Genomic DNA, 22,289 nt, shown 5'->3' with positions numbered 1-22,289 from the left:
CCGCTATGATTAAATTAAAAACACCCGAGGAAATAGAACTAATGCGCGAAAGCGCCTTAGTCGTATCAAAAACTTTGGGCATGCTGGCATCGGAAATCAAACCAGGTGTCAACGCCCTATATCTTGATAAACTAGCAGAAGATTTTATCAGGGAACAGGGCGCTGAACCAGGTTTCTTAGGTATGTACGATTTTCCGAATACACTAAACATGAGCCCTAACGCTCAAGTGGTTCACGGTATACCTAATGCAGAACCTTTAAAAGAAGGCGATATAATTTCTGTGGATTGTGGTGCACTAAAAAACGGATACTATGGTGATCATGCCTACACCTTTCCTGTTGGTGAAATTGCACCGGAAACCGCAAAACTTTTAAAAGTAACCAAAGAATCCTTATACCTTGGTATTTCAGAATTTAAGGCTGGTAACCGCGTTGGCGATGTTGCTTTTGCCATTCAGAATTACTGTGAGAACCACGGGTACGGTGTTGTTCGTGAGTTGGTAGGACATGGTTTGGGCAAATCATTGCATGAAGGCCCGGAAATGCCCAACTACGGTAAACGAGGCCGCGGCAAGCAATTTAAGGAAGGTCTGGTAGTAGCTATTGAACCTATGATCAATATGGGAACCAGACGTATAAAACAACTTAAGGACGGTTGGACCATCTTAACTGCAGATGGCAAACCAAGCGCGCACTTTGAGCACAATGTGGCTATTGTAGATGGTAAACCTGAATTGCTCTCTACGTATCAGTACATTTACGATGCTTTAGGCATTGAAACTGATGAAGAAGACAATTTCCGAAAGGAAAAATTGGTTCTTTAAGTTAGGGTGAACAAAGCTAATTTGTGCTAATTGATGTAATAGGTGTCCAAAATTTTCAAGTTTATTCTAAATGCCGTTCCTAGGCCCTTACTTATTAAACTAAGTTACCTGGTGAGGCCATTATTGGGTTTATGGATGCGCGGAAATCGTTATGAGGACCCTATTGACGGTAAAAAATTCAAGAGTTTTCTACCCTATGGATATGAAAGCCCTAGAGAGAACGTACTGTCTCCTTTTACTTTGTCCTTAGAAAGACATCGGCTGTTATGGCTTTATCTAAAAAACGAAACTAATTTCTTTACCAAGAGACTAAAAGTGCTTCACTTTGCACCTGAGCAGGCTTTTTACAAACGTTTCAGAAAACTTAAAAACTTAGAGTACGTAACTACCGATCTTTTATCTCCTTTAGCAGATGTAAAAGCGGATATTTGCAACCTTCCCTTTGAGGATAATTCCTTTGATGTAATTCTTTGCAACCACGTACTTGAGCACATTCCGGACGATACAAAAGCTATGCAAGAGCTATACCGTGTATTAAAAAAAGACGGATGGGCCATATTGCAAATCCCTCAAGATCTAGAACGCGAAACCACATTTGAAGACGATTCCATTACCGATAAAAAAGAGCGCACCAAAATATTTGGACAATACGATCATGTACGTATTTACGGCTGGGATTATTTTGAAAAATTGAGAAGTATTGGTTTTATTGTGGAGGAAGTAGATTACACAGCCATCCTTTCTCCCGAAACCATTGATAGGTATCGTTTGGCCAAAGGCGAAATAATCCCCTTAGTTAAAAAACCACTTTAATTCTTGGTCACCAACTCTTTAAAGCCAGGACTCATAAACTCATCTGTTTCCCCCTTTTCATTTATAAAAATAAGATAAGCCTCAAGTTCGGGATTAAGGGTCAATACTTTGGACACTTGGTCCAAATCCATAGCCATGAACGAAGTGGCAAAAGCATCTGCCTTAGCACAATTATCTGCAAGAACCGTAGCCGCAAGTGTATTGGCATTTTTGGTAAAACCCGTTATAGGGTCAATAGTATGTACATACTTGAATCCGGTGACCGGGTCCTTTCTAAAATGCCTGTAATTGCCCGATGATGCCAAGGCCCTGTTCTCTAATCGGATGGTTGTCTTTAACTTTCTTTCATTTTCAACCGTTGGATCATCAATACCAACGATCCAAGGCTTTTGCTTTATTTGATTTTGTCCCTTTGCTACCAGCTCCCCTCCTACTTCCAACAAATAATTATCAATTCCATTTGCGTCCATTAACTTTGCCAATCGATCTATGGAATATCCTTTTGCAATTGCATTGAAATCAAAGTAGATGTTAGGGTCGGATTTTTTTATTCTATTTTCTGCTGTAAGTTCCACTTTATCAAACCCCACATATTGCAACAAACTATCCACACGGGTGCTATCCATCTGAATTTGCTTGCCAGGCCCAAAACCCCAAGCGTTTACCAGTGTACCTACAGTAGGGTCAAAATACCCGTTTGTAGCACCATACACTTCCTGTGAGAGCTCAAAAACCTCTTTGAACATATGATCAACAACCAAAGTAGAATCGCCTTTATTGATCTTAGAAATGTCCGAAGCCGAAATATATGTAGATAATGAATGATTAATAACGTCAAAAACGGAGTCTACCTGCTTTTGAAGGTCCAGATTTTCCTTGGACAGGTATATTAGGTTATAGGAAGTTCCTAACGCAGCACCGGAACTTTCATTTCGCACCATGCCGGATGGATTACCTCCACAGGAGCATAACAACAACGTACCAAAAAACATTAAAAATCTATTCATCCTTTATTTCAATTAAACCGATATAATCTACAGCATAAGGCTCATTCAAGTACACCGGTAATTCTGGATTTTCAGCGTTAGAAAGTCCCACACCAGCGTAATAAGTCCTGGCTTCGTGCTTGTTCGCATGGTTCTTCATTTTTAACATAAGAGCCTCATCATACACATGAGGATTTTGTGGATATGGTACATGACGCACCACAATAAAATGCAATATTTTATCCTTTAGACAAACAAACTGCGGATTCCTTTTAGGTTCGCTATTGACTCCCATAAAATCATACCCTTGTGCCTCAAGCTCCTTGCCTACAATATTCATGGCTAGGTTATGTAGTTCTCGCTCAGTTAATGGTTTTCCCATAACGCTAGAAAGATTAGATCAAAAAAACCGATGCGTAAACATCGGTTTTTCTATTTATTCGTTTTGCTCGGGAGCCAGATTCAATCTGAACTCCTTTGACAATAAAAATCGTATTATCCACCGAAATCATCAAAGCGGATGTGCTCATCGGGAATACCAAAGTCTTCACCCATTTTTTGCACAGCTTTGTTCATCAATGGAGGACCACAGAAATACAATTCAATATCTTCTGGTGACTCATGGTGGCTTAAGTAGTTGTCAATAACACAGTTGTGAATGAAACCTACAAAACCATCTCCAGGAGCATCTATGTTCTCCTTAACCTTCCAATTATCCTCTTCTAACGGTTCGGACAATGCTAGGTAGAACTTAAAGTTTGGAAATTCTTCTTCAAGCTTATAAAAGTGATCCAAATAGAACAACTCTCTTTTTGAACGACCACCGTACCAATAGGTAACTTTTCTATTGGTCTTTAATGTTTTGAACAAGTGATATAAATGAGAACGCATTGGGGCCATACCTGCACCACCACCTACATATAACATTTCTGAATCAGACTCATTGATAAAGAACTCACCATAAGGTCCAGAAATGGTACATTCGTCACCAGGTTTAAGGTTAAAAATGTATGACGAAGCAATACCTGGGTTTACATCCATCCATCCATTTTTAGCACGATCCCATGGTGGCGTAGCAATACGTACGTTCAACATAATCTCTCTACCCTCTGCAGGAAAAGAAGCCATGGAATAGGCTCTTTCAACCGTTTCCGGGTTTTTCATAACCAATGGCCAAAGGTTAAACTTGTCCCATTCGGCTTGGAATTTATCCGGAGTCTCGTGTTCTTCCGGGTGTGCAGTAATATCTATATCCGCATATTTTACCTCACATTCTGGAATTTCAATCTGGATGTAACCACCAGCTTTGTAACCCATATCCTCTGGAATCTCTACTACAAATTCCTTAATAAAAGAAGCAACGTTATAATTACGCACTACTTTAGCCGGCCATTTCTTAATACCGAATACCTCTTCAGGAATGGTAATTTCCATGTCCTGCTTTACTTTTACCTGACAGGCCAAACGAGCACCAGCGTTCAATTCTCTTTTAGAGAAGTGAGGTGTCTCAGTAGGAAGTGCTTCTCCACCTCCCGAAAGAACGTGACACTCGCACTGAATACAAGTACCACCTCCACCACAGGCAGATGGTAAAAATACTTTTTGGTTACCTAAGGTTGAAAGTAACGAACTTCCCGAACCAACTTCTATTTTCTTTTCTCCGTTTATTGTAATGGTAACCGGTCCTGATGGAGACAGTTTTTCTTTGGTGAACAATAAAAGGGCCACCAATACCATCAATAGTATCATAAAGGCGACAACGGTAATTAAAATCGTTCCTCCAGTGCTTGTAGCTAATAGCATATCTATTTGTTTATGGCGTCGTTATAAGAGACCTCTTTACTATCGATCTCTTCTTTATTTTCTTTCTCTTTATTTTCGGATACCTTATCGTAATCCATACGTTGTTCCTCCACAGGAGCAGCATCGTCACCTCCAGTTAACATACCTCCAAAACTTTGAAAACCGATACCCATTAAACCTGTAATGATAAATGTAATACCCAAGCCTCTTAACGGAGCGGGTACATTTGAATATCTAATTTTCTCACGAATAGCAGCTATGGCCAAAATAGCCAGGAACCAACCAATACCAGAACTAACACCATAATTAAGTGCCAGACCTAAAGTTTGAATATCCCTTGCCTGCATGAACAGAGAACCACCCAAAATAGCGCAGTTTACCGCAATTAATGGCAAGAAAATACCCAATGAGTTATATAATGATGGAGAAAACTTTTCTACTACAATTTCTACCAATTGAACCATTGTTGCAATGGTTGCGATAAAGAGAATAAACGAAAGAAAGCTCAAATTGTAATCTGCATATTCAGGCCCTAACCATACCAAAGCACCATCTCTCAATAGATATTGATCTAACAACCAGTTCAACGGTACGGTAACAGCAAGTACAAAGATTACAGCCGCCCCTAAACCTACGGCAGTAGCTACTTTTTTGGAAACCGCTAGGTAAGAACACATCCCCAAGAACACGGCAAATACCATGTTATCTATAAAGATGGATTTAAAAAATAATTCTATATGCTCTAACATAATTCTATCTTTTTACCTTAATTAATTATCTTCTACAAGTGCAGGATTCCTTGAGCGCTGTACCCATATGATAATACCCACAACAATAAGTGCTGCCGGTGGAATAATCATAAATCCGTTGTTCTCATAGCCTGTTGCGTATAATCCGGTTTTGGCAATTGGATCGCCTAAAACTTTATACCCTAAAAGAGTTCCTGAACCTAAAAGCTCTCTGAAAAAACCTACGATTATCAAAATAACACCGTACCCTAGCGAATTTCCTATACCATCCAAAAAGGATCTCCATGGACCGTTAGCCAAAGCAAAAGCTTCAAAACGTCCCATAATAATACAATTGGTAATAATTAAACCAACGAATACGGATAAGGTTTTACTAAGCTCGTAAGCAAAGGCCTTAAGCACTTGATCAACCACAATCACCAAAGTAGCAACTACAATTAACTGTACGATAATCCTAATTTTTGAAGGAATAACATTTCTCATTAAAGAGATGACCACGTTACCTAAGCCCAAAACGAACATTACAGCAACAGCCATTACAATCGAAGCTTTTAGTTCGGCGGTAATTGCCAAGGCGGAACAGATACCCAATACCTGAATGGTAATCGGGTTATTATCCGCTAACGGATCCGTTATTAAACTTGCATCTTTTTTTGTTAATAGTGCCATATTATTTTACGCTAACGGTTTGTAAATAGTCCTTATAGAGATTTAGACTCTCTTTGATCATAGCAGAAACACCGTTACCAGTAATTGTGGCTCCAGCTAAAGCATCTACTTCATTATCATCCTTAGTATTGTTCAACGGGTCATTATTACCCTTTGCAACAGCAATACCAGCATATTCGGTTCCTTTAAGAATGCTTTCTCCTGTGAAGTCATCCATAAAATAACGTTGCTTGATGTTTGCACCCAAACCTGGAGTTTCCCCCTTGTGATCAAAGTAAACACCTTGTACAACCATTTTATCATCCAAAGCAATAAAGCCCCAAATAGCATCCCAAAGCCCTTTTCCGTACATAGGAATGATGTAGTATTTTTTACCATCCTTCTCTCCTATCATTAAAGGAAGCTTAGGGGTCTCGCCTTTTCCAGCGATTGCCATTTGCTTTTTCATGTCTATTAAATAAGCTTCATCATTTTCAGTGATTTTATCACCTTCAATAACCAACTGCTCTTTAATATAGTTTTTAAACTCTCCCTCTACCTTATCGGTCGAAACAAAATTTACACTACCCTCATCAACATTATCGTTTACGCCCATGGCATAAAGAATGTTCTGTTGTTTTTCGAACCGTTCGTTCTCGGTAATTCTATCTTTTAAGCTCGAAGACATAAAAGCAAGAATAGACCCTACGATCACTACCATAACGGCAGCAAAAATAACGGTGTATGAATTTTTATCTGTATTGATTGCCATGATTATACGGTTTCTGCGTGAAGTTCATTTGCCTTGCCAGCTGAATCTTTTGGCAAGATGGTTGCATTTTTCAATCGTTTCATTCTACGTTTTACGTTTCCACGAACCACATAATGGTCAATTGTTGGTGCAAATACGTTCATTAAGAGAATCGCTAAGAAAACACCTTCTGGATACGCTGGGTTAAATACACGGATCATTACCGAAAGGAAACCGATAAAGAAACCGTAAAACCACTTACCACGGTTGGTCTGTGCACCCGTAACCGGATCGGTTGCCATATAGACAATACCAAAAGCCAAACCACCAACAATAAGATGCTGCCAGAAATCAAAACTCATTAAACCGTAAAATTTACTGGTTTCTCCAATCCAACCCGCATCAACTACGCCGTTAAATATCAAGCCCATTACCAAAGAACCTATAACGGCACTTAACATAATACGCCAGCTAGCAATTTTACTAAAGATCAAGAACAACCCTCCTAAAAGAATCAAGAATGTTGAAGTTTCACCTACTGAACCAGGAATAAAACCAAAGAACATATCAGAGATAGAATACGACATTTCCGCCCCTTTATTCTGTGCCAAATAACCTAATATAGTTTCACCTGAAATAGCATCTGGGCCACCAGCACGCTCAACAGCTTCATAGACCCAAACTTTATCTCCACTCATCCAAGTAGGATAAGCAAAGAACAAGAAAGCCCTAATCGTCAACGCTGGGTTAAGAATGTTCATTCCCGTACCACCAAATACTTCTTTACCGATTACCACACCAAAGACTACGGCTACAGCCAACATCCAAAGTGGTGTATCAATAGGAACGATCAACGGCACCAACATACCAGTAACCAAATAACCTTCCTCTACCTCATGGCCTTTAATAACGGCAAAAATAAATTCGATCAACAGACCTACCCCGTAGGATACAACTACTAACGGAAGTACTTTTATAATTCCGATCCAGAAATTGTCCCAAGTAAGAAAATCGTTCATTAACGAAAATTCCGCAGGAAAACCGTTAATAGCCGAATAATGCTGATACCCTGCATTGAACATTGAAAAAAGCAATACCGGAACCAAGGCCATAATAACCGTGTTCATGGTACGCTTTAAATCATCTGCTGCCCTAACATGAGAACCCGAATGTGTGGTTTCATCTGGAGCAAACAAAAATGTGTGCAACGCATTAAATGCAGGAGCCATTTTTTTGCCCCTATAATGGTGCTTTAAAATGTGCAACCTTTTTTTGAAAGTCAGTTTTTTATCACTCATCTTTTATCCTATTTCTTTATGCAATAGATCTAATCCTTCTCTAATAATCTGTTGATGTGGTTGCTTGGAAACACAAACAAACTCAGTCAACGAGAAATCTTCCGGCGCTACTTCATAAAGCCCCAGTTGCTCCATCTCATCTAAATCCTTCACCATACAAGCCTTAAGCAACTGCATAGGAAAAATATCCAACGGAAATACTTTTTCATACATTCCGGTAACCACAAAAGCACGGTGCTCTCCGTTTGTATTTGTAGTAAGGTCGTATTTTTTATTCGGTTGCATCCAAGAGAAAGTTAATGCTCTTGTAGCCGATATTTTATTGAAGATTGGCTTATTCCAGCCAAAAAACTCATAATCATCACCCTCAGGAATAGCGGTCACTGTATTGTTATAATACCCCAAATAACCATCAGGAGCTGATTTTGAACCCGTAAGCACATCACCGTTTATCACCCTAAAGTTATCACCTTCTACACCGCTACCATATAAAAAGGTAGAAATCTCAGTTCCAATTTTAGTTTTGTAATATTTTGGCGCTTTAACCGAAGAACCAGCCAAGGCAACAATACGCTCTGCATTAAATTTCCCGGTCAATAGTAATTCTCCTATTATCACTAAATCCTGAGGCGTTACGGTCCAAACCGTTTCCCCTTTATTGATCGGGTCTATTTTATTTATCTGCGTTCCTACCAAACCAGCGGGATGCGGACCCGAAACTTTATGCAGTTCCACACCGTTTAAACCGGCCAATGGCGAGTTTTCAGATTTTCCAACGGAAACATGAACCTTACCGGGCGTTAATTTACCCAAAGCGGTAATGGCCGCCTGAAGTTCCTTTTCTTTTCCTTGCAAAACATAATTCAAGTCGGCTGCCAAAGGAGCGGTAACATAGCCCGAAACGAAAATCGCTTTTGGATTCGTATCCGGATCTGCGATAATATCGTACGGACGTTGCTTAATAAAAGGCCAACACCCTCCTTTTAAAAGGTATGCTTTCACTTCTTCTTTAGAAGCACCTTCTACGTTCAACAAATCATGCGCAATACCCGTTTGCTCTTTGTCCGCTAAAATTTTCAATGAAAGAATGCGTCTTCGCGCTCCTCTTACAATCTCAACCAGCTCGCCACTAACAGGCGAAACGAAAAGCATGCTTTCCTTGTTTTTATTGTAAAAAAGTGGTTCTCCCGCTTTGACTTCAGCACCTTGCTTAATTAGCATTTTAGGTGTGACTCCGTGAAAATCGTTTAAGTCTATTGCATAAACGTTACTTAAAACGGCTTTTGAGGTAGTTTGCTCTGCAGCTCCAACAAGTTTTATGTTCAAGCCCTTTTTAATCCTGATGTCTTTAGACATATTGTTCTAGACCTTAGGTTAACAAAATTTCGAGCAAAAATAATACTAAAAGGATTGTTTTCATAATAAATGCCTAGAAATTTGGACAACACACCGATCTAAATTTTTTAGGTACGCTTTTTGTTTACCTTTACAGCAAAAAATAGCAGGTAATGCGCTTGAATATTATATTGGTTTTTCTCCTTACCCTAACTTCATCTTTATACGCTCAGGTTCAAACGGAAGTTAACCCGCCCGAAAATATTAAGACAGTTATTTTTGGCGGACCTACGGAAGACCAATTTCCTGTTGTGGAGCTCGGAGAGACCATAAAACTGGAGTTTGATGACACAACAGCCTCCGAGAGCGACTACTATTACAAAATCATACATTGTAATTACGATTGGCAACCCTCCCAACTTTTAAAATCGCAATACTTGAACGGTGTAGACAACCAACGCATCATTAATTACGAGAACAGCTACTCAACACTACAGTCCTACTCCAACTACAAATTATCCATTCCTAACGAAAATGTAGGCCTAAAAGTTAGCGGAAATTACGTTCTAGAGATATATAATGACAGTTATGAGCTTCAATTTTCCAGACGCTTTGTTGTGTTTAAGGATATCGTTACCGTAGGCGGAAGCATTAAACGTTCCCGTGATTTCAATTTTATAAATGAAAAACAAGTTGTTCAGTTCAACATTAACGCCGGCAACTTTCAACTGGTAAACCCTAAAAAAGAAGTGAAAGTAGCTATTGTGCAGAATCACCAATGGGAAACCGCTCTTTATGACGTGGCCCCGCAGTACACAATAGGTACAGAACTGGTATACAAATATGATCAGGAAACCAGTTTTTATGGAGGCAACGAATTTTTAAATTTTGACACCAGCGACCTGAGGGCACCAACTTCTCAAATTTCAAGAATAGAAATCAACGATCTTTACAATCACTATTTATTTGCGGACAGCTACCGATCGGACCATCCCTACACCTATTATCCGGATATTAACGGAGACTTTGTAATTCGCACGTTACAGGGCGAAGACAATTCTAGAGAAGCCGAATACACCATGGTTCATTTTTCCCTACCTTATGATGAAAGGTTGGAGCTAGACGAAGTTTATATTTACGGAAAATTCAATAACTACGCCTTGTCCGATGAAAATAAGATGAACTACAACGAGGACAACGGCATGATGGAGGCCCACATAAAATTAAAGCAGGGCTTCTACAACTACAAGTATGTTATTAAGCGTGAAGACGGCACCATTGAAACCAATACAATTGGCGGAAACTTTCATTTTACCGAAAACAACTACCTTATATTAGTTTATTATAGAAATTTTGGCGATTTATACGATAGTATTATTGGCGTTGGTTCGGCAAACTCAAGAAATATCAGTAATTAGATTATATTTATCCTTGAATACCCTTTGGATAAATGACCAACAAACCCACCGTCTCCGGAAAAGGAAGATATAATTTAAACTACCGAGGCACAGAATGCCTTAACTGCGGACACCCTCTAGACCTGAGCGATAAATACTGTCCTAATTGCGCGCAGGCGAACAGTACAAAGAAAATTACCATTAAAGATTACCTTGACGAGTTTTTTGGGACGTTAATTTCCTATGACTCCCGATTGCTTCGCACACTCTCTACCTTGCTGATAAAACCGGGAAAAATCACCAAAAGTTATATAGACGGCAAACGCATTTCCTACACAAATCCTTTTCGGTTTTTATTAAGTCTTGCCATAATCTATTTCTTGATCATAAACTTTAGCAGTAATTTCTCAAAATACGACAAGTACGGTTCTCAAGACTTTTCAAAAGCGGAAAACTTGGTCTATGAATGGGCCAATGAAATAAACGAAGAAGACACTGCTGAACTTTCCGTAACAATAGACTCCCTTAGAAAGATAGTGCACTATGATAATTATATAAAACAAAAACGGAAGCGCGATTCTACAATACTTTTAGACCCCATAATGTATTTCAAAAAAATAGACCAAGGTTCTTTAAGTGACCGCAACAACAAAAAACGGGAGTTTTTTACCACGCTCTTAAAAAATGATACTATATATGACTTTCAAGACGTGACGAACACATATCAAATTCCCCACACCTTTGAAAATAAAGTAATTTTCAACATTGCAAACGGATTTTTAAAGTTCCAGAGGTCTCCCGGAACTTTTCTAAGCACCCTAATATCTAAATTACCATTTGTCATATTTTTCTTTTTACCCGTGTTTACCCTGTTTATTTGGCTGATGTATATCAGAAAAAAATATAGTTATACCGATCATTTGATCTTTAGTTTTCACAACACAGCGTTATTGTTTATCTTGCTCATTATTAGCTATTTGATTGATTCTATTTTCAAAATTCAGAGCAATTGGATTTTCTTAATGATTTTTTCGACATACCTCTTTGCTGCTATGCGAAATTTTTACGATCAGAGCGTATTTAAAACTATTGTTAAATATCTATTTCTGAATACTATTTTTTTTATATTGGCTATATTATCAACGGTACTACTATTTACCGGTAACATTATCACCTTTTAGAAGGAAAACATATGACAACACAAGTAACCAAGGGCATCAAAATTTCGGTAAACACTAGTTTTGAAGGTACATTCTTCAAGAACTATAAAATGCATTTTGCTTTTGGCTACACAATTACCATAGAGAACCAAAGTAAGGACTCGGTTCAACTTACTTCCCGTCATTGGAAAATTTACGATGCGTTAAACGAGCTAGAAGTTCTAGATGGCGAAGGTGTAATTGGCAAAAAGCCGGTTATTAAACCTGGAGAATCGCACACCTATACTTCTGGGTGCCTTTTAACTTCTCCTATAGGAGCCATGAAAGGCCACTACAATATGGTCAACTTTAGCTCTACCGAAAAGTTCAGGGTATATATCCCCACTTTTAAATTCCATGCACCTTTTGCATTAAACTAGGCCTTCTACTTTCAATATTTATAGTGATTTTGATTCTTGCCTAACAATCTGTTAGCAGACTGCTTACGCAACAAGAACAAAAACATTTGCCTTTAATTTAATTAAGTTTTTTTTAGCACTTTTCATGTGATTCATTAGTGCTTCAGCAATTTTTTATTCGCTTTAAGAATCCTACCTTTGGACTCTATTAAAACTTAATTATAGTATTATGAGCAAAGGTTTTTTTCATGTACCGACAGCGATTAACGAACCCATAAAAAGTTATGCGCCGGGCTCTCCAGAAAGAGAAGAAGTCCTAGAACAGTACCGTTCTTATTTTAACGGCAACGAGGATATACCATTATATATAGGTAGCCAAGAAATTAAGACAGGCAATACCAAGCCAATGTCTCCCCCACACGACCATAAACACGTTGTTGGCCACTATCATGTTGCAGAAAAAACACATGTAACCAAAGCTATTGACAACTGTTTGGCATCAAGATCCGCATGGGCAGACCTAACTTGGGAGCAACGTGCCGCTATTTTCTTAAAAGCCGCCGAATTGATTGCCGGACCTTACCGTGCAAAAATCAATGCGGCAACAATGATCGCACAATCAAAGAACATTCACCAAGCAGAAATTGATTCGGCATGTGAGTTGATTGATTTCCTTCGTTTTAATGTAGAATACATGTCACAAATCTACGAGGAACAACCTGATTCCGCAGAAGGGATTTGGAACCGTGTAGAATACAGACCTCTTGAAGGTTTTGTATATGCCATTACCCCTTTTAACTTTACCGCTATTGCCGGAAACCTTCCTGCAAGTGCGGCTATGATGGGTAACGTTGTGGTTTGGAAGCCCAGCGATAGCCAAATTTTCTCCGCAAAGGTTATTGTTGACATCTTTAAAGAAGCCGGTCTTCCTGATGGGGTTATTAACGTAGTTTACGGTGACCCCGTAATGATTACCGAGACTGTATTGGCCAGCCCAGATTTTGCCGGTATACATTTTACAGGTTCAACCCACGTGTTCAAGGAACTTTGGAAACAGATAGGAAACAATATTCACACCTACAAAACATACCCAAAAATAGTTGGTGAGACCGGTGGAAAAGATTTTATCATAGCACATCCTTCGGCCAAACCTCAACAAGTAGCTACAGCTATTGTTCGTGGAAGTTTTGAGTTCCAAGGTCAAAAATGTAGTGCCGCATCTCGCGTTTACTTGCCAAAATCCCTTTCAGAAGAGATTCTTGAATCAGTAAAGAAAGACATAGCATCTTTCAACAAACCGGGAAGTCCAGAAGATATGTCCAACTTTATAACGGCGGTTATTCATGAAGGTTCTTTTAATAAATTGGCCAAATATATTGACCAAGCCAAGAAGGATGACAATGCAGAGATTATTGCCGGTGGAAACTATGACAAATCCAAAGGTTACTTTATTGAACCAACTGTTATTTTAACTACAGACCCCAAGTATACAACTATGGAAACCGAACTATTCGGCCCTGTTGTTACTATATATGTATATGAAGATAAAGATTGGTCCAAAACTTTAAAACTAGTTGACGAAACCTCTGAATATGCCCTTACTGGTGCCGTATTAGCCACAGATAGGTACGCAATTGACGAAGCTACAAAAGCACTTCAGAACTGTGCGGGTAACTTCTACATAAACGATAAGCCTACAGGCGCCGTAGTCGGCCAACAACCGTTTGGCGGAGCAAGAGCATCCGGAACAAATGACAAAGCCGGTTCTGCACAAAACTTATTAAGATGGGTTTCACCTAGACTTATAAAGGAAACATTTGTAACCCCAACGGACTACAGATATCCTTTTTTAGGATAAAAAACCATTAAATAATTCTGACCATAAGAAAACTATGGTCAATTTTAATTAAATTCCCCAATCCCATTTTTTAAAAAGAAGGATTGGGGAATTTTTATAACCACTAAAAATGAAAAAAATGAAAAAATTGGCAGTGATTGCATTTTTCATGGTAGGCGCCATGACCTATGCACAAGAAAAATTAACACAGAGCACCATTCAAGGTGTATTACAAGGTAACCAAGGACAAGTAGTTGCACTAGCGGAAGCATTTTCCGAAGAACAATACGACTGGAGACCTACCGAAGGAGTTAATTCCGTTGCAGAAGCACTATTACATGTTGCCGGGGCAAACTACTACTTAGCTTCAAAAATGGGATTCGCCCCACCAGAAGATGTTGATATGATGAACCTGTCTAAAATAACAGGAAAAGAAAATATTATTGCCGCACTTAAAAAATCTAATGAATTTGTTCTTGAAAAAATCGTTCTAGTAGAAGATGATCAATTTGCCACCGAAGTAGATTTTGGCTTTGCTAAAATGAATATGCTTGGCGGACTTCTAGCCATGATGGAACATAATGGAGAACACAAAGGGCAGTTAATAGCCTACGCACGCTCAAACGGAGTTACTCCGCCTTGGAGCAAATAAGAACACGAAAAAAAACTAAAAACCCCTGCCGTATAATTATACTTCAGGGGCTTTTTTATGTCCTGTTTTCAAATTTTACCGACAAACTGCACAATTTAGCCCTCTGGTTAACGTTATATTTACATTAAAATAACAAACACACTACATATCGCAATTCAAAAATTGCAACAATGGAGAACTTATAAGTAACAAAATACTGATTTACAATTACTTAAATCACTATTCTTCTAAGCATAGATTTGGTTTTTAATATCAAACACAACGTGAAAAAGTAGTATATAAAGCTGATTTTCAGTTCTAAATTGAGTAAAAAATCAGCAAAACATACTTTTAGTGTAAATTTAACGTTAAGTAATTGTAAATTAAACGTAATAATTACGTACTTTGTAGTAACTGTAAAAAATGAAGATTATGGACATGCAGAAAACATACAGTAGATCACGAATGATAGCAGACTGTCTAATCATACACGTATGGGGACATTTAAAAATTTATGCTAGAAAATACAGAAAGGCGTATTATCACCTATTGAGCTTATAGGCTAACCCTTAAATTTCATAGGTAAATAGACCACTTTTTTAGTTTCAAAAAAAGCTTCATCAAAATAACTCGTAAGGTCATACATCTCTATGGCCTTATATTCTTTAAGCTCTTCGGATAAATCTCCTCCCTTTAAATAAAGAATTCCGTTTCGTCTTTCATGTTGTGACTCCTTCTTTATTTTGCCCTTTACCCAATGTACAAAAGTTGGCATTGCCGCAACAGCCCTGCTCACAATAAAATCGTACTGGCCTTTTACCTCTTCTACTCTAGAGTTCACTGTAGTGACGTTATCAAGCTCTAACCCATCAACAACCTCATTGACCACTTTTATTTTTTTTCCGATAGAATCTACCAAAGTAAATTGTACTTCGGGAAACAAAATAGCCAAAGGAATACCGGGAAAACCACCCCCAGTGCCAACATCCATGATGGAAGAACCTTCCTTAAACTGCTGAACCTTAGCTATTCCGATGGAATGAAGAACATGCCTTAGATAAAGTTCATCTATATCTTTCCGGGAAACAACATTTATCTTTTGGTTCCAATCTTTGTACAATTCTTCAAGTAAGATGAAACGTTTTTGCTGTAGATCTGATAAATTGGGAAAATATTTAAAAACTAATTCGGCAGTCATGTGTATATTTGTATGGTTGCAAAACTACTATATTCATCGATGAAATAATATTTTATCGATAATTAAAGCTTTACATTTCTACGATATCTATCAATAATATTATTCATATGGACCAAAAAACAGTACGATTCTCCAGAAAAGATTCCGCACAGTTCTTTAGAACCTTGAACAAGCGGGTCAACGATTATTTTAAGGAGAACAAGATAAAAAAGACAGGCAACTGGCGCTTGCACCTTAAAACGGTAATTATGTTCGCCATTTTCCTAACTCCCTATTTCCTGATACTAACCTTAGGTTTGCCTACTTGGGCCAATCTTCTTCTTACCATAGTTATGGGGGTTGGTATGGCCGGTGTTGGCATGAACGTAATGCATGACGGTAACCATGGCGCCTATTCCAATAAAAAATGGGTGAACAAACTTATGGGAAGTAGTATATACATCCTAGCGGGAAATGTCTATAACTGGCAAGTGCAACATAACGTGCTGCACCATACCTATACCAATATTCATGAACACGATGAAGATATGGAAGCAGGGCGTATTCTGCGTTTCTCCAAACATGCAGAATGGCAAAAGCATCATAAATTTCAACACTTTTATTCTGTTTTCCTGTATGGACTTTTAACTTTTAACTGGGCCATAACTACAGATTTTCAGCAGATGTACCGCTACATGAAACGAAAGCTTTCATACGGCAAATTACCTAATCCGGTCGTAAATTGGAGTACTTTGGTAATTACAAAAATACTTTACATAACTATATGGATTGTTCTACCCCTTATTTTTGTTGATATGGCTTGGTGGAAAATACTTATTGGCTTCTTTATCATGCACTACGTTGCCGGTGTTATTTTAAGTGTAGTATTTCAATTGGCACATATAGTTGATGATGCAGACACCCCATTACCTGATGAAACGGGTACAATGAAAAACACATGGGCCATACACCAGTTATTCACTACGGTAAATTTTGGCACTAAAAATAGGATTGTAAATTGGTTTACAGGTGGATTGAACCATCAAGTAGAGCATCACATTTTCCCAAATATTAGCCATGTACATTACACAAAAATTGCAGAAATTGTGAAAGAAACGGCAAAGGAGTTTAATTTGCCTTACCACGAGTATGAAACTACCCGAAAAGCTATAATTTCGCACTTTAAACATTTAAAGGAACTGGGTAAAAGACCTGCCCTGAACCTGCAATAAACGTAATTTAAGAAACTTTATTAGCACAAGTAATTTAGAGAGTAACGGTCTATGAGTTATTTAATTTGCTTCGTGTACAAACCTTAGTTTTATTATGACACCATCAACTGCCACAAAAAATCAACTTTCTGACCGTATCAATAGCCTTACACCTTCGGCTACTTTGGAAATGGCCGCTAAAGCGCGCGAATTACGTGCTGCGGGAAAAGATATAATCGGTTTAAGTTTGGGCGAGCCTGATTTTAACACTCCTGATTACATCAAGGAAGCCGCCGTAAACGCCATAAACCAAGACTATAATTCCTATACACCTGTAGACGGATATGTAGACTTAAAAGATGCTATTATCACCAAATTCAAGAGAGATAACGGTATTAGCTACGAACCTTCTCAAATTGTAGTATCTACAGGAGCCAAGCAAGCTTTGTACAACATTGCACAGGTGGTTCTAAATGAAGGTGACGAAGTTATTCTACCTTGTCCTTACTGGGTAAGTTATAGTGATATTGTAAAATTAGCGGACGGTGTTCCTGTTGAAGTTGCTACAAGCATAGAGAGCGACTTTAAAATGACGCCCGAGCAATTAGAAGCTGCTATTACACCAAAGACCAAAATGCTTTGGTACAGCTCTCCTTGTAACCCAAGTGGTTCTATCTATAGCAAAGAAGAGTTACGCGCATTGGCAGATGTTTTACAGAAACACCCACAAATCATAGTCGTTAGTGATGAGATATACGAACACATTAACTACGGAGTAACCAAGCATGCCTCTATGGCCGCTTTTGAAGATATGTTTGACCGTACGGTTACCGTAAACGGAGTTGCAAAAGCATTTGCCATGACCGGATGGCGTATTGGTTACATTGGAGGTCCTACCTACATAGCCCGTGCCTGCAACAAACTACAAGGCCAAGTTACTAGTGGTGCCAACTGTATTGCACAGCGTGCCGTTATTACCGCATTGGTTGAGTCTCCAGACCGCATAAAATATATGGTAGACGAGTTTAAGGAACGTAGAGCTATTATCCTTGAGCTATTGAACGGTATAGAAGGATTTAAATGTAACGAACCTGACGGAGCGTTTTATGTTTACCCTGATGTTACCGCCTATTTTGGAAAAACCTTAAATGGTGTTACCATTAACAACGCTTCGGATTTTGCCATGTACCTATTGGAATATGCAAATGTAGCTACTGTTACCGGAGATGCCTTTGGGAACGGCAACTGTATTCGTATTTCTTACGCTGCCGCGGAGAGCGAAATTAGAGAGGCTATTTCTAGAATTAAAAAAGCACTTCAATAGAAGTAACTTAAAAATTTTTTGAAACCCCGTTAATAGTAACTATTAACGGGGTTTTTTTATATCTACTCTTTCAGCGGAAAGCTATTTAACCTAAGCTTCCGTAACAAAGGACTTATCATTTAACTAAGTACGTTTCCAGAAATAAGGGGTCAGTAGAATAAGAACCGTAAAAAGCTCCAACCTACCTGCTAGCATAAGAAAGCCGCACCACCATTTTGCAGCATCCGGCAGACCGTTAAAATTACTTAGCGGGTATAATCCCCCAAAAGCTGGACCAACATTCCCCAGAGAAGATGCAGAACCACCAATGGCTGTCACAAAATCGATACCCATGGCACCCAACACTAAAGCCCCTATGATGAACAACAACATATAGAGTACGAAAAAAGCAATGATATTATATACAATTTGCTCCTTTACCGTCTTATTATTGTACCGTACAGGAATTATTCCATTAGGATGCAATGTTCGCTTAAACTCCAACAATCCGTTCTTAATAATAAGAATATGGCGCATTACTTTTATACCTCCCGAAGTAGAACCGGCAGAACCGCCCAAAAACATCAAACCAAAAAAGAAAACGGTTAAGAAAGGAGTCCAACTTGTAAAATCGGCCGAGACAAAACCTGTAGTAGTTATCACGGAAATTACCTGAAACAAGGTATGTCTAAAAGCACTTTCCCCACTTCCCAGAACCATAGGATGGTACTCGGTTACCGGCACTTCGGCTTTCAAATAAACCACTAGGGCCGCAATTATCGTAAACACAATAACAAAACCACCGTAATACCTAAACTCCTCATCCTGTAACACACGCTGTACCTTACCCTTAAAAGCAAAATAACTAAGTACAAAGTTACTTCCGGCAAGAAACATAAATAAGATTATAATATACTGTATAAGAGGTTGGTCATTCCAATAGGCCACACTTAGGTTCTTAGTAGAGAAACCACCTGTAGACAAAGTAGCTAAAGAATGGTTAATGGCATCAAAAAAGCTCATACCGGCCAATTTCAAAAGCACGGTTTCCGCTAAAGTATACCCTACATAGATTAACCAAAGTCGCTTTGCGGTATCCGTAATTCGGGGATGTAACTTATCGGCACTGGGCCCAGGTGCTTCGGCAGCAAACAACTGCATTCCTCCAATACCCAACAAAGGTAAGATTGCAATGGCCAAAACTATAATCCCCATACCTCCTATCCAATGGGTAAGACTACGCCAGAACAACAAACCTTCCGGTAGAACTTCTATATCATCTAAAATTGAAGCCCCGGTGGTGGTATAGCCGGAAACCGTCTCAAAAAAGGCATTGGTAACGGTAGGTATTTCACCCGAAAACAAATAAGGCAGCATACCGGAAAAGGACATCACCAACCAGCCAAAAGTAACAATAATATACCCTTCTCTTCGCTTTACTTCTTTCTTATGCCCCCTAGTATAGAACATAGCAAAGGTACCCACGAACATGGTTGTAATAGCCGCCAGCGCAATACTTAAAGTTGCACCATCATCATAGATGCCACTTACTAACGCTGCTAATAGCATAAAGCCCCCGTTGCACAACAACAGCAGCCCCATGATATGAAATATTATTTTTGAGTTTAACTGCATTAAAGAAACAATCGTTCTATTTTAGGAATAGCCTCTGGCAAACAACAAACCACAACGCGGTCTCCCGCTTGAATTTCAAATCCCCCTAAGGCAATAATTCCTTCCTCTCCGCGAATGACCCCGCCAATGGTAGCCGCTCTCGGAAACTTAAGTTCACGAATAACACTACCTGTTACCCTTGAATTGGGCTTAACCACAAACTCTAGGATTTCTGCGTTCAGGTTGTTTAAACGCATTAACGCCACTACCTCACCTTTACGGATATGTCTAAATATATTATTGGCGGCAAGTAGTTTTTTGTTTATTAAGGTATCTATACCAATGGAATGCGATAACTGAAAATAGTCCATATTTTCAACCATAGCAATGGTTTTCTTGATATGCTTGGACTTTGCCACCAAACAGGACATGATATTAGTTTCTGAATTTCCGGTAACTGCAATAAAGGCATCCATAGATTCCAGACTTTCTTCCTCAAGCAATTCAACGTTTCTACCATCGCCATTAATTACAAGGGCATTGGGCAGGTCATCTGCTAGGTCAAAGGCTTTTTCTTTGTCCTTCTCTATCAACTTTACGTTAAACTTGCTCACACAAAGATCACGAGCCGCTTTAAACCCTACTTTACTACCCCCAAGAATCATTACATTTCTAATGGATTCTTTCTTTTTACCGGTAAGTTTGTACAACTGCTCAACACCTTCCTTAGTCGTAATAAAATAGACCTGATCACCATGTTTAAAAACGGTATCACCCCTAGGCACAACCGTATACTGGGTTCCGGTTCGCTGTAAGGCTATTGGCATAAAGTTGAGTTCCGGAAAGACCCTTGCCGCTTCTTTTACCATTTTCCCCACAAAAGGCGCGGAAGCAGGTAAGGAAACACCCACCATAATTAGTTTACCCTCCTCAAATTCATAGGTATCGTTAAAGGCCGATTTATTTAACAAAAGTTGTATTTCCGTTGCAGCCAATTCTTCTGGAGATATCAATTCATCTATTCCAAGATTAGCAAAATTAATATCTTCTTGATTTTCTATGAATTCGGTATTTGAAATCCTGGCAATGGTTCTTTTACATCCCATTTGCTTTGCCAACATACACAAAGTAATATTGGTTGTTTCTGAAGACGTAACCCCAATTACCAATCTGGAATTTTGCACATCTGCATCCCTCAAAACTGAAATAGAAGTAGCATCGCCACGTAACACGCGAATATCCAAGTGAGTATCGGCATAGGCCAAACTCTCCTTTCTAGTATCAATGAGTGTAATATCCTGGGATTCGTAAGATAGCAGTTTAGCCAAGTGAAAACCAACTTCACCAGCACCTGCGATTATAATTTTCATTTATCAGCAACTTAATTCGGGTCTGCAGTTTATAAACCCTTTATGAATGTAAAAACTACATGGCTGTTTATATTTTGCTGCGCAAAATTACATAATATTTTGGTTGCCTATTTAAAATGGCGATAAAATGCACTTTCATTCATTTGTTGGCTTGAAGGTTTACTTGAAACGATATTGTATCTTTGCCCAAAAAATTGCCCATTATGGCCAAAAAGGTTACACCCTACAAAGATTCTGAACTTGGCAAGAAAGACCAAGTTACCCAAATGTTCGATAATATATCGGAAAACTACGATGGCCTAAACCGTGTAATTTCGTTTGGAATAGATATTAAATGGCGTAAACGGGTGGTTGCCATTTTAACGGCCAAAAAGCCCAACTCCATCTTGGATATAGCCACAGGAACAGGCGATTTAGCCATAAATTTAGTTGAAACAGGGGCCAAAAAGATAGTAGGGCTAGACATTTCTCCGGGAATGCTAGAGGTTGGCAAAAAGAAAGTAGCACAGAAAAGTTTGGACAACACCATTGAAATGGTTGTGGGCGATAGTGAGAACCTACCTTTTGAAACCGGTAGTTTTGATGCCATTACCGTAGCTTTTGGCGTTCGTAATTTTGAGACATTGGAAAAAGGCCTTGCCGAAATACACAGAGTGCTCGCTCCCGGCGGTACTTTTGTTGTTCTGGAGACTTCCGTTCCTACCAAAACACCTTTTAAACAGGGTTACAATCTCTATATAAAATATATGTTACCTGCTATTGGAAAATTGTTTTCAAAGGATAAATCTGCCTACACCTATTTAAGTGAATCTGCTTCTGTTTTCCCCCACGGAAATGCCTTCAACAATATTTTACGGAAAATCGGGTTTATAGAGGTAGAGAACAAGCCCCAAACATTTGGGGTTGCATCTATATATGTTGCTACAAAATAATTTCGCAGCCGAAAGGCCAGTAAAAATAGCGGTTCTACTTTTTTGACCAGAA

The 22,289-nt window shown here is 38.8% G+C and carries 21 protein-coding genes; 10 read left to right on the top strand and 11 right to left on the bottom strand.

From position 1 onward, the window contains the following. Nucleotides 1-5 precede the first annotated feature (5 nt). Nucleotides 6-824 (top strand): type I methionyl aminopeptidase, encoded by an 819-nt coding sequence (gene map / locus Q4597_RS12600; protein ID WP_215441319.1) that lies wholly within the window; start codon nucleotides 6-8, stop codon nucleotides 822-824. Between the two features lie 42 nt (nucleotides 825-866). Next, the gene (locus Q4597_RS12595) at nucleotides 867-1,637 is read left to right on the top strand and encodes a class I SAM-dependent methyltransferase (RefSeq protein ID WP_215911774.1); all 771 of its coding nucleotides are present in this window, start codon (nucleotides 867-869) and stop codon (nucleotides 1,635-1,637) included. Here Q4597_RS12595 and Q4597_RS12590 read toward each other — a convergent pair. From Q4597_RS12590 to Q4597_RS12555, 8 genes are all read right to left on the bottom strand, one after another. Beyond that, complete coding sequence (locus Q4597_RS12590) at nucleotides 1,634-2,644, bottom strand: FAD:protein FMN transferase (protein WP_303406460.1); 1,011 nt, start codon at nucleotides 2,642-2,644, stop codon at nucleotides 1,634-1,636. The genes Q4597_RS12595 and Q4597_RS12590 overlap by 4 nt on opposite strands. Beyond that, a complete protein-coding gene (locus Q4597_RS12585; protein ID WP_215441316.1) occupies nucleotides 2,637-3,005 on the bottom strand; it encodes a Na(+)-translocating NADH-quinone reductase subunit F in 369 nt (122 codons plus the stop codon). The genes Q4597_RS12590 and Q4597_RS12585 overlap by 8 nt, the downstream gene beginning before the upstream one ends. 113 nt (nucleotides 3,006-3,118) lie before the next feature. After that, nucleotides 3,119-4,426, bottom strand: a complete 1,308-nt coding sequence (gene nqrF / locus Q4597_RS12580; RefSeq protein ID WP_215911777.1) for an NADH:ubiquinone reductase (Na(+)-transporting) subunit F — start codon at nucleotides 4,424-4,426, stop codon at nucleotides 3,119-3,121. Between the two features lie 2 nt (nucleotides 4,427-4,428). Continuing rightward, a complete protein-coding gene (gene nqrE / locus Q4597_RS12575) occupies nucleotides 4,429-5,175 on the bottom strand; it encodes an NADH:ubiquinone reductase (Na(+)-transporting) subunit E (protein ID WP_038235043.1) in 747 nt (248 codons plus the stop codon). Nucleotides 5,176-5,196: 21 nt separating this feature from the next. Beyond that, on the bottom strand, nucleotides 5,197-5,844 hold the full coding sequence (locus Q4597_RS12570; protein ID WP_215911779.1) for an NADH:ubiquinone reductase (Na(+)-transporting) subunit D: 648 nt from the start codon (nucleotides 5,842-5,844) through the stop codon (nucleotides 5,197-5,199). A 1-nt stretch (nucleotide 5,845) separates the two neighbouring features. Beyond that, on the bottom strand, nucleotides 5,846-6,595 hold the full coding sequence (locus tag Q4597_RS12565) for a Na(+)-translocating NADH-quinone reductase subunit C (RefSeq protein WP_303406459.1): 750 nt from the start codon (nucleotides 6,593-6,595) through the stop codon (nucleotides 5,846-5,848). A gap of 2 nt (nucleotides 6,596-6,597) precedes the next feature. Next, nucleotides 6,598-7,872: an NADH:ubiquinone reductase (Na(+)-transporting) subunit B gene (locus tag Q4597_RS12560; protein ID WP_215441312.1), complete on the bottom strand. Its 1,275-nt coding sequence runs from the start codon at nucleotides 7,870-7,872 to the stop codon at nucleotides 6,598-6,600. A 3-nt stretch (nucleotides 7,873-7,875) separates the two neighbouring features. Next, nucleotides 7,876-9,228: a Na(+)-translocating NADH-quinone reductase subunit A gene (locus tag Q4597_RS12555; RefSeq protein ID WP_303406458.1), complete on the bottom strand. Its 1,353-nt coding sequence runs from the start codon at nucleotides 9,226-9,228 to the stop codon at nucleotides 7,876-7,878. 152 nt (nucleotides 9,229-9,380) lie between these two features. Here Q4597_RS12555 and Q4597_RS12550 point away from each other — a divergent pair, with 152 nt between their 5' ends. The 5 genes from Q4597_RS12550 (at nucleotide 9,381) to Q4597_RS12530 (ending at nucleotide 14,651) form a co-directional block, all read left to right on the top strand. Next, nucleotides 9,381-10,625 (top strand): DUF5103 domain-containing protein, encoded by a 1,245-nt coding sequence (locus tag Q4597_RS12550; protein WP_215441308.1) that lies wholly within the window; start codon nucleotides 9,381-9,383, stop codon nucleotides 10,623-10,625. A 32-nt stretch (nucleotides 10,626-10,657) separates the two neighbouring features. Continuing rightward, complete coding sequence (locus Q4597_RS12545; protein WP_215441306.1) at nucleotides 10,658-11,785, top strand: DUF3667 domain-containing protein; 1,128 nt, start codon at nucleotides 10,658-10,660, stop codon at nucleotides 11,783-11,785. A gap of 11 nt (nucleotides 11,786-11,796) precedes the next feature. Beyond that, nucleotides 11,797-12,183, top strand: coding sequence for a Co2+/Mg2+ efflux protein ApaG (gene apaG / locus Q4597_RS12540; RefSeq protein WP_215441304.1), 387 nt, complete (start codon nucleotides 11,797-11,799; stop codon nucleotides 12,181-12,183). Nucleotides 12,184-12,391: 208 nt separating this feature from the next. Then, nucleotides 12,392-14,020: an L-glutamate gamma-semialdehyde dehydrogenase gene (pruA, locus tag Q4597_RS12535; protein WP_303406457.1), complete on the top strand. Its 1,629-nt coding sequence runs from the start codon at nucleotides 12,392-12,394 to the stop codon at nucleotides 14,018-14,020. 118 nt (nucleotides 14,021-14,138) lie between these two features. Beyond that, nucleotides 14,139-14,651, top strand: coding sequence for a DinB family protein (locus Q4597_RS12530; protein ID WP_303406456.1), 513 nt, complete (start codon nucleotides 14,139-14,141; stop codon nucleotides 14,649-14,651). A 541-nt stretch (nucleotides 14,652-15,192) separates the two neighbouring features. On the opposite strand, the gene rsmG is transcribed toward Q4597_RS12530, so the two are convergent. After that, nucleotides 15,193-15,828 (bottom strand): 16S rRNA (guanine(527)-N(7))-methyltransferase RsmG, encoded by a 636-nt coding sequence (rsmG, locus tag Q4597_RS12525; RefSeq protein WP_289041699.1) that lies wholly within the window; start codon nucleotides 15,826-15,828, stop codon nucleotides 15,193-15,195. 107 nt (nucleotides 15,829-15,935) lie between these two features. On the opposite strand from rsmG, the gene Q4597_RS12520 reads away from it, so the two are divergent. Together Q4597_RS12520 and Q4597_RS12515 are read left to right on the top strand one after the other, a co-directional pair. After that, nucleotides 15,936-17,039, top strand: a complete 1,104-nt coding sequence (locus Q4597_RS12520; RefSeq protein WP_215441299.1) for an acyl-CoA desaturase — start codon at nucleotides 15,936-15,938, stop codon at nucleotides 17,037-17,039. Nucleotides 17,040-17,133: 94 nt separating this feature from the next. Then, nucleotides 17,134-18,342 (top strand): pyridoxal phosphate-dependent aminotransferase, encoded by a 1,209-nt coding sequence (locus tag Q4597_RS12515; RefSeq protein ID WP_215441298.1) that lies wholly within the window; start codon nucleotides 17,134-17,136, stop codon nucleotides 18,340-18,342. 123 nt (nucleotides 18,343-18,465) lie between these two features. Here Q4597_RS12515 and Q4597_RS12510 read toward each other — a convergent pair whose 3' ends face one another. Both Q4597_RS12510 and trkA read right to left on the bottom strand, forming a co-directional pair. Further along, nucleotides 18,466-19,956, bottom strand: a complete 1,491-nt coding sequence (locus tag Q4597_RS12510; RefSeq protein ID WP_215441297.1) for a TrkH family potassium uptake protein — start codon at nucleotides 19,954-19,956, stop codon at nucleotides 18,466-18,468. Further along, entirely contained in the window at nucleotides 19,956-21,305 is a 1,350-nt protein-coding gene (trkA, locus tag Q4597_RS12505; RefSeq protein WP_303406455.1) for a Trk system potassium transporter TrkA, read from the bottom strand. Before trkA ends, Q4597_RS12510 begins: the two co-directional genes overlap by 1 nt. 203 nt (nucleotides 21,306-21,508) lie before the next feature. Between trkA and ubiE the strand changes: the two genes are divergently transcribed. Further along, entirely contained in the window at nucleotides 21,509-22,237 is a 729-nt protein-coding gene (ubiE, locus tag Q4597_RS12500; RefSeq protein WP_303406454.1) for a bifunctional demethylmenaquinone methyltransferase/2-methoxy-6-polyprenyl-1,4-benzoquinol methylase UbiE, read from the top strand. Nucleotides 22,238-22,289 lie beyond the last annotated feature (52 nt).

This window comes from Zobellia sp. 1_MG-2023 (assembly GCF_030549125.1).
In the GTDB taxonomy this organism is placed as follows: Bacteria; Bacteroidota; Bacteroidia; order Flavobacteriales; family Flavobacteriaceae; genus Zobellia; species Zobellia russellii.
Note: the sequence above shows the minus strand (reverse complement) of the source record. Positions and strands in the feature narration are given on the sequence as shown.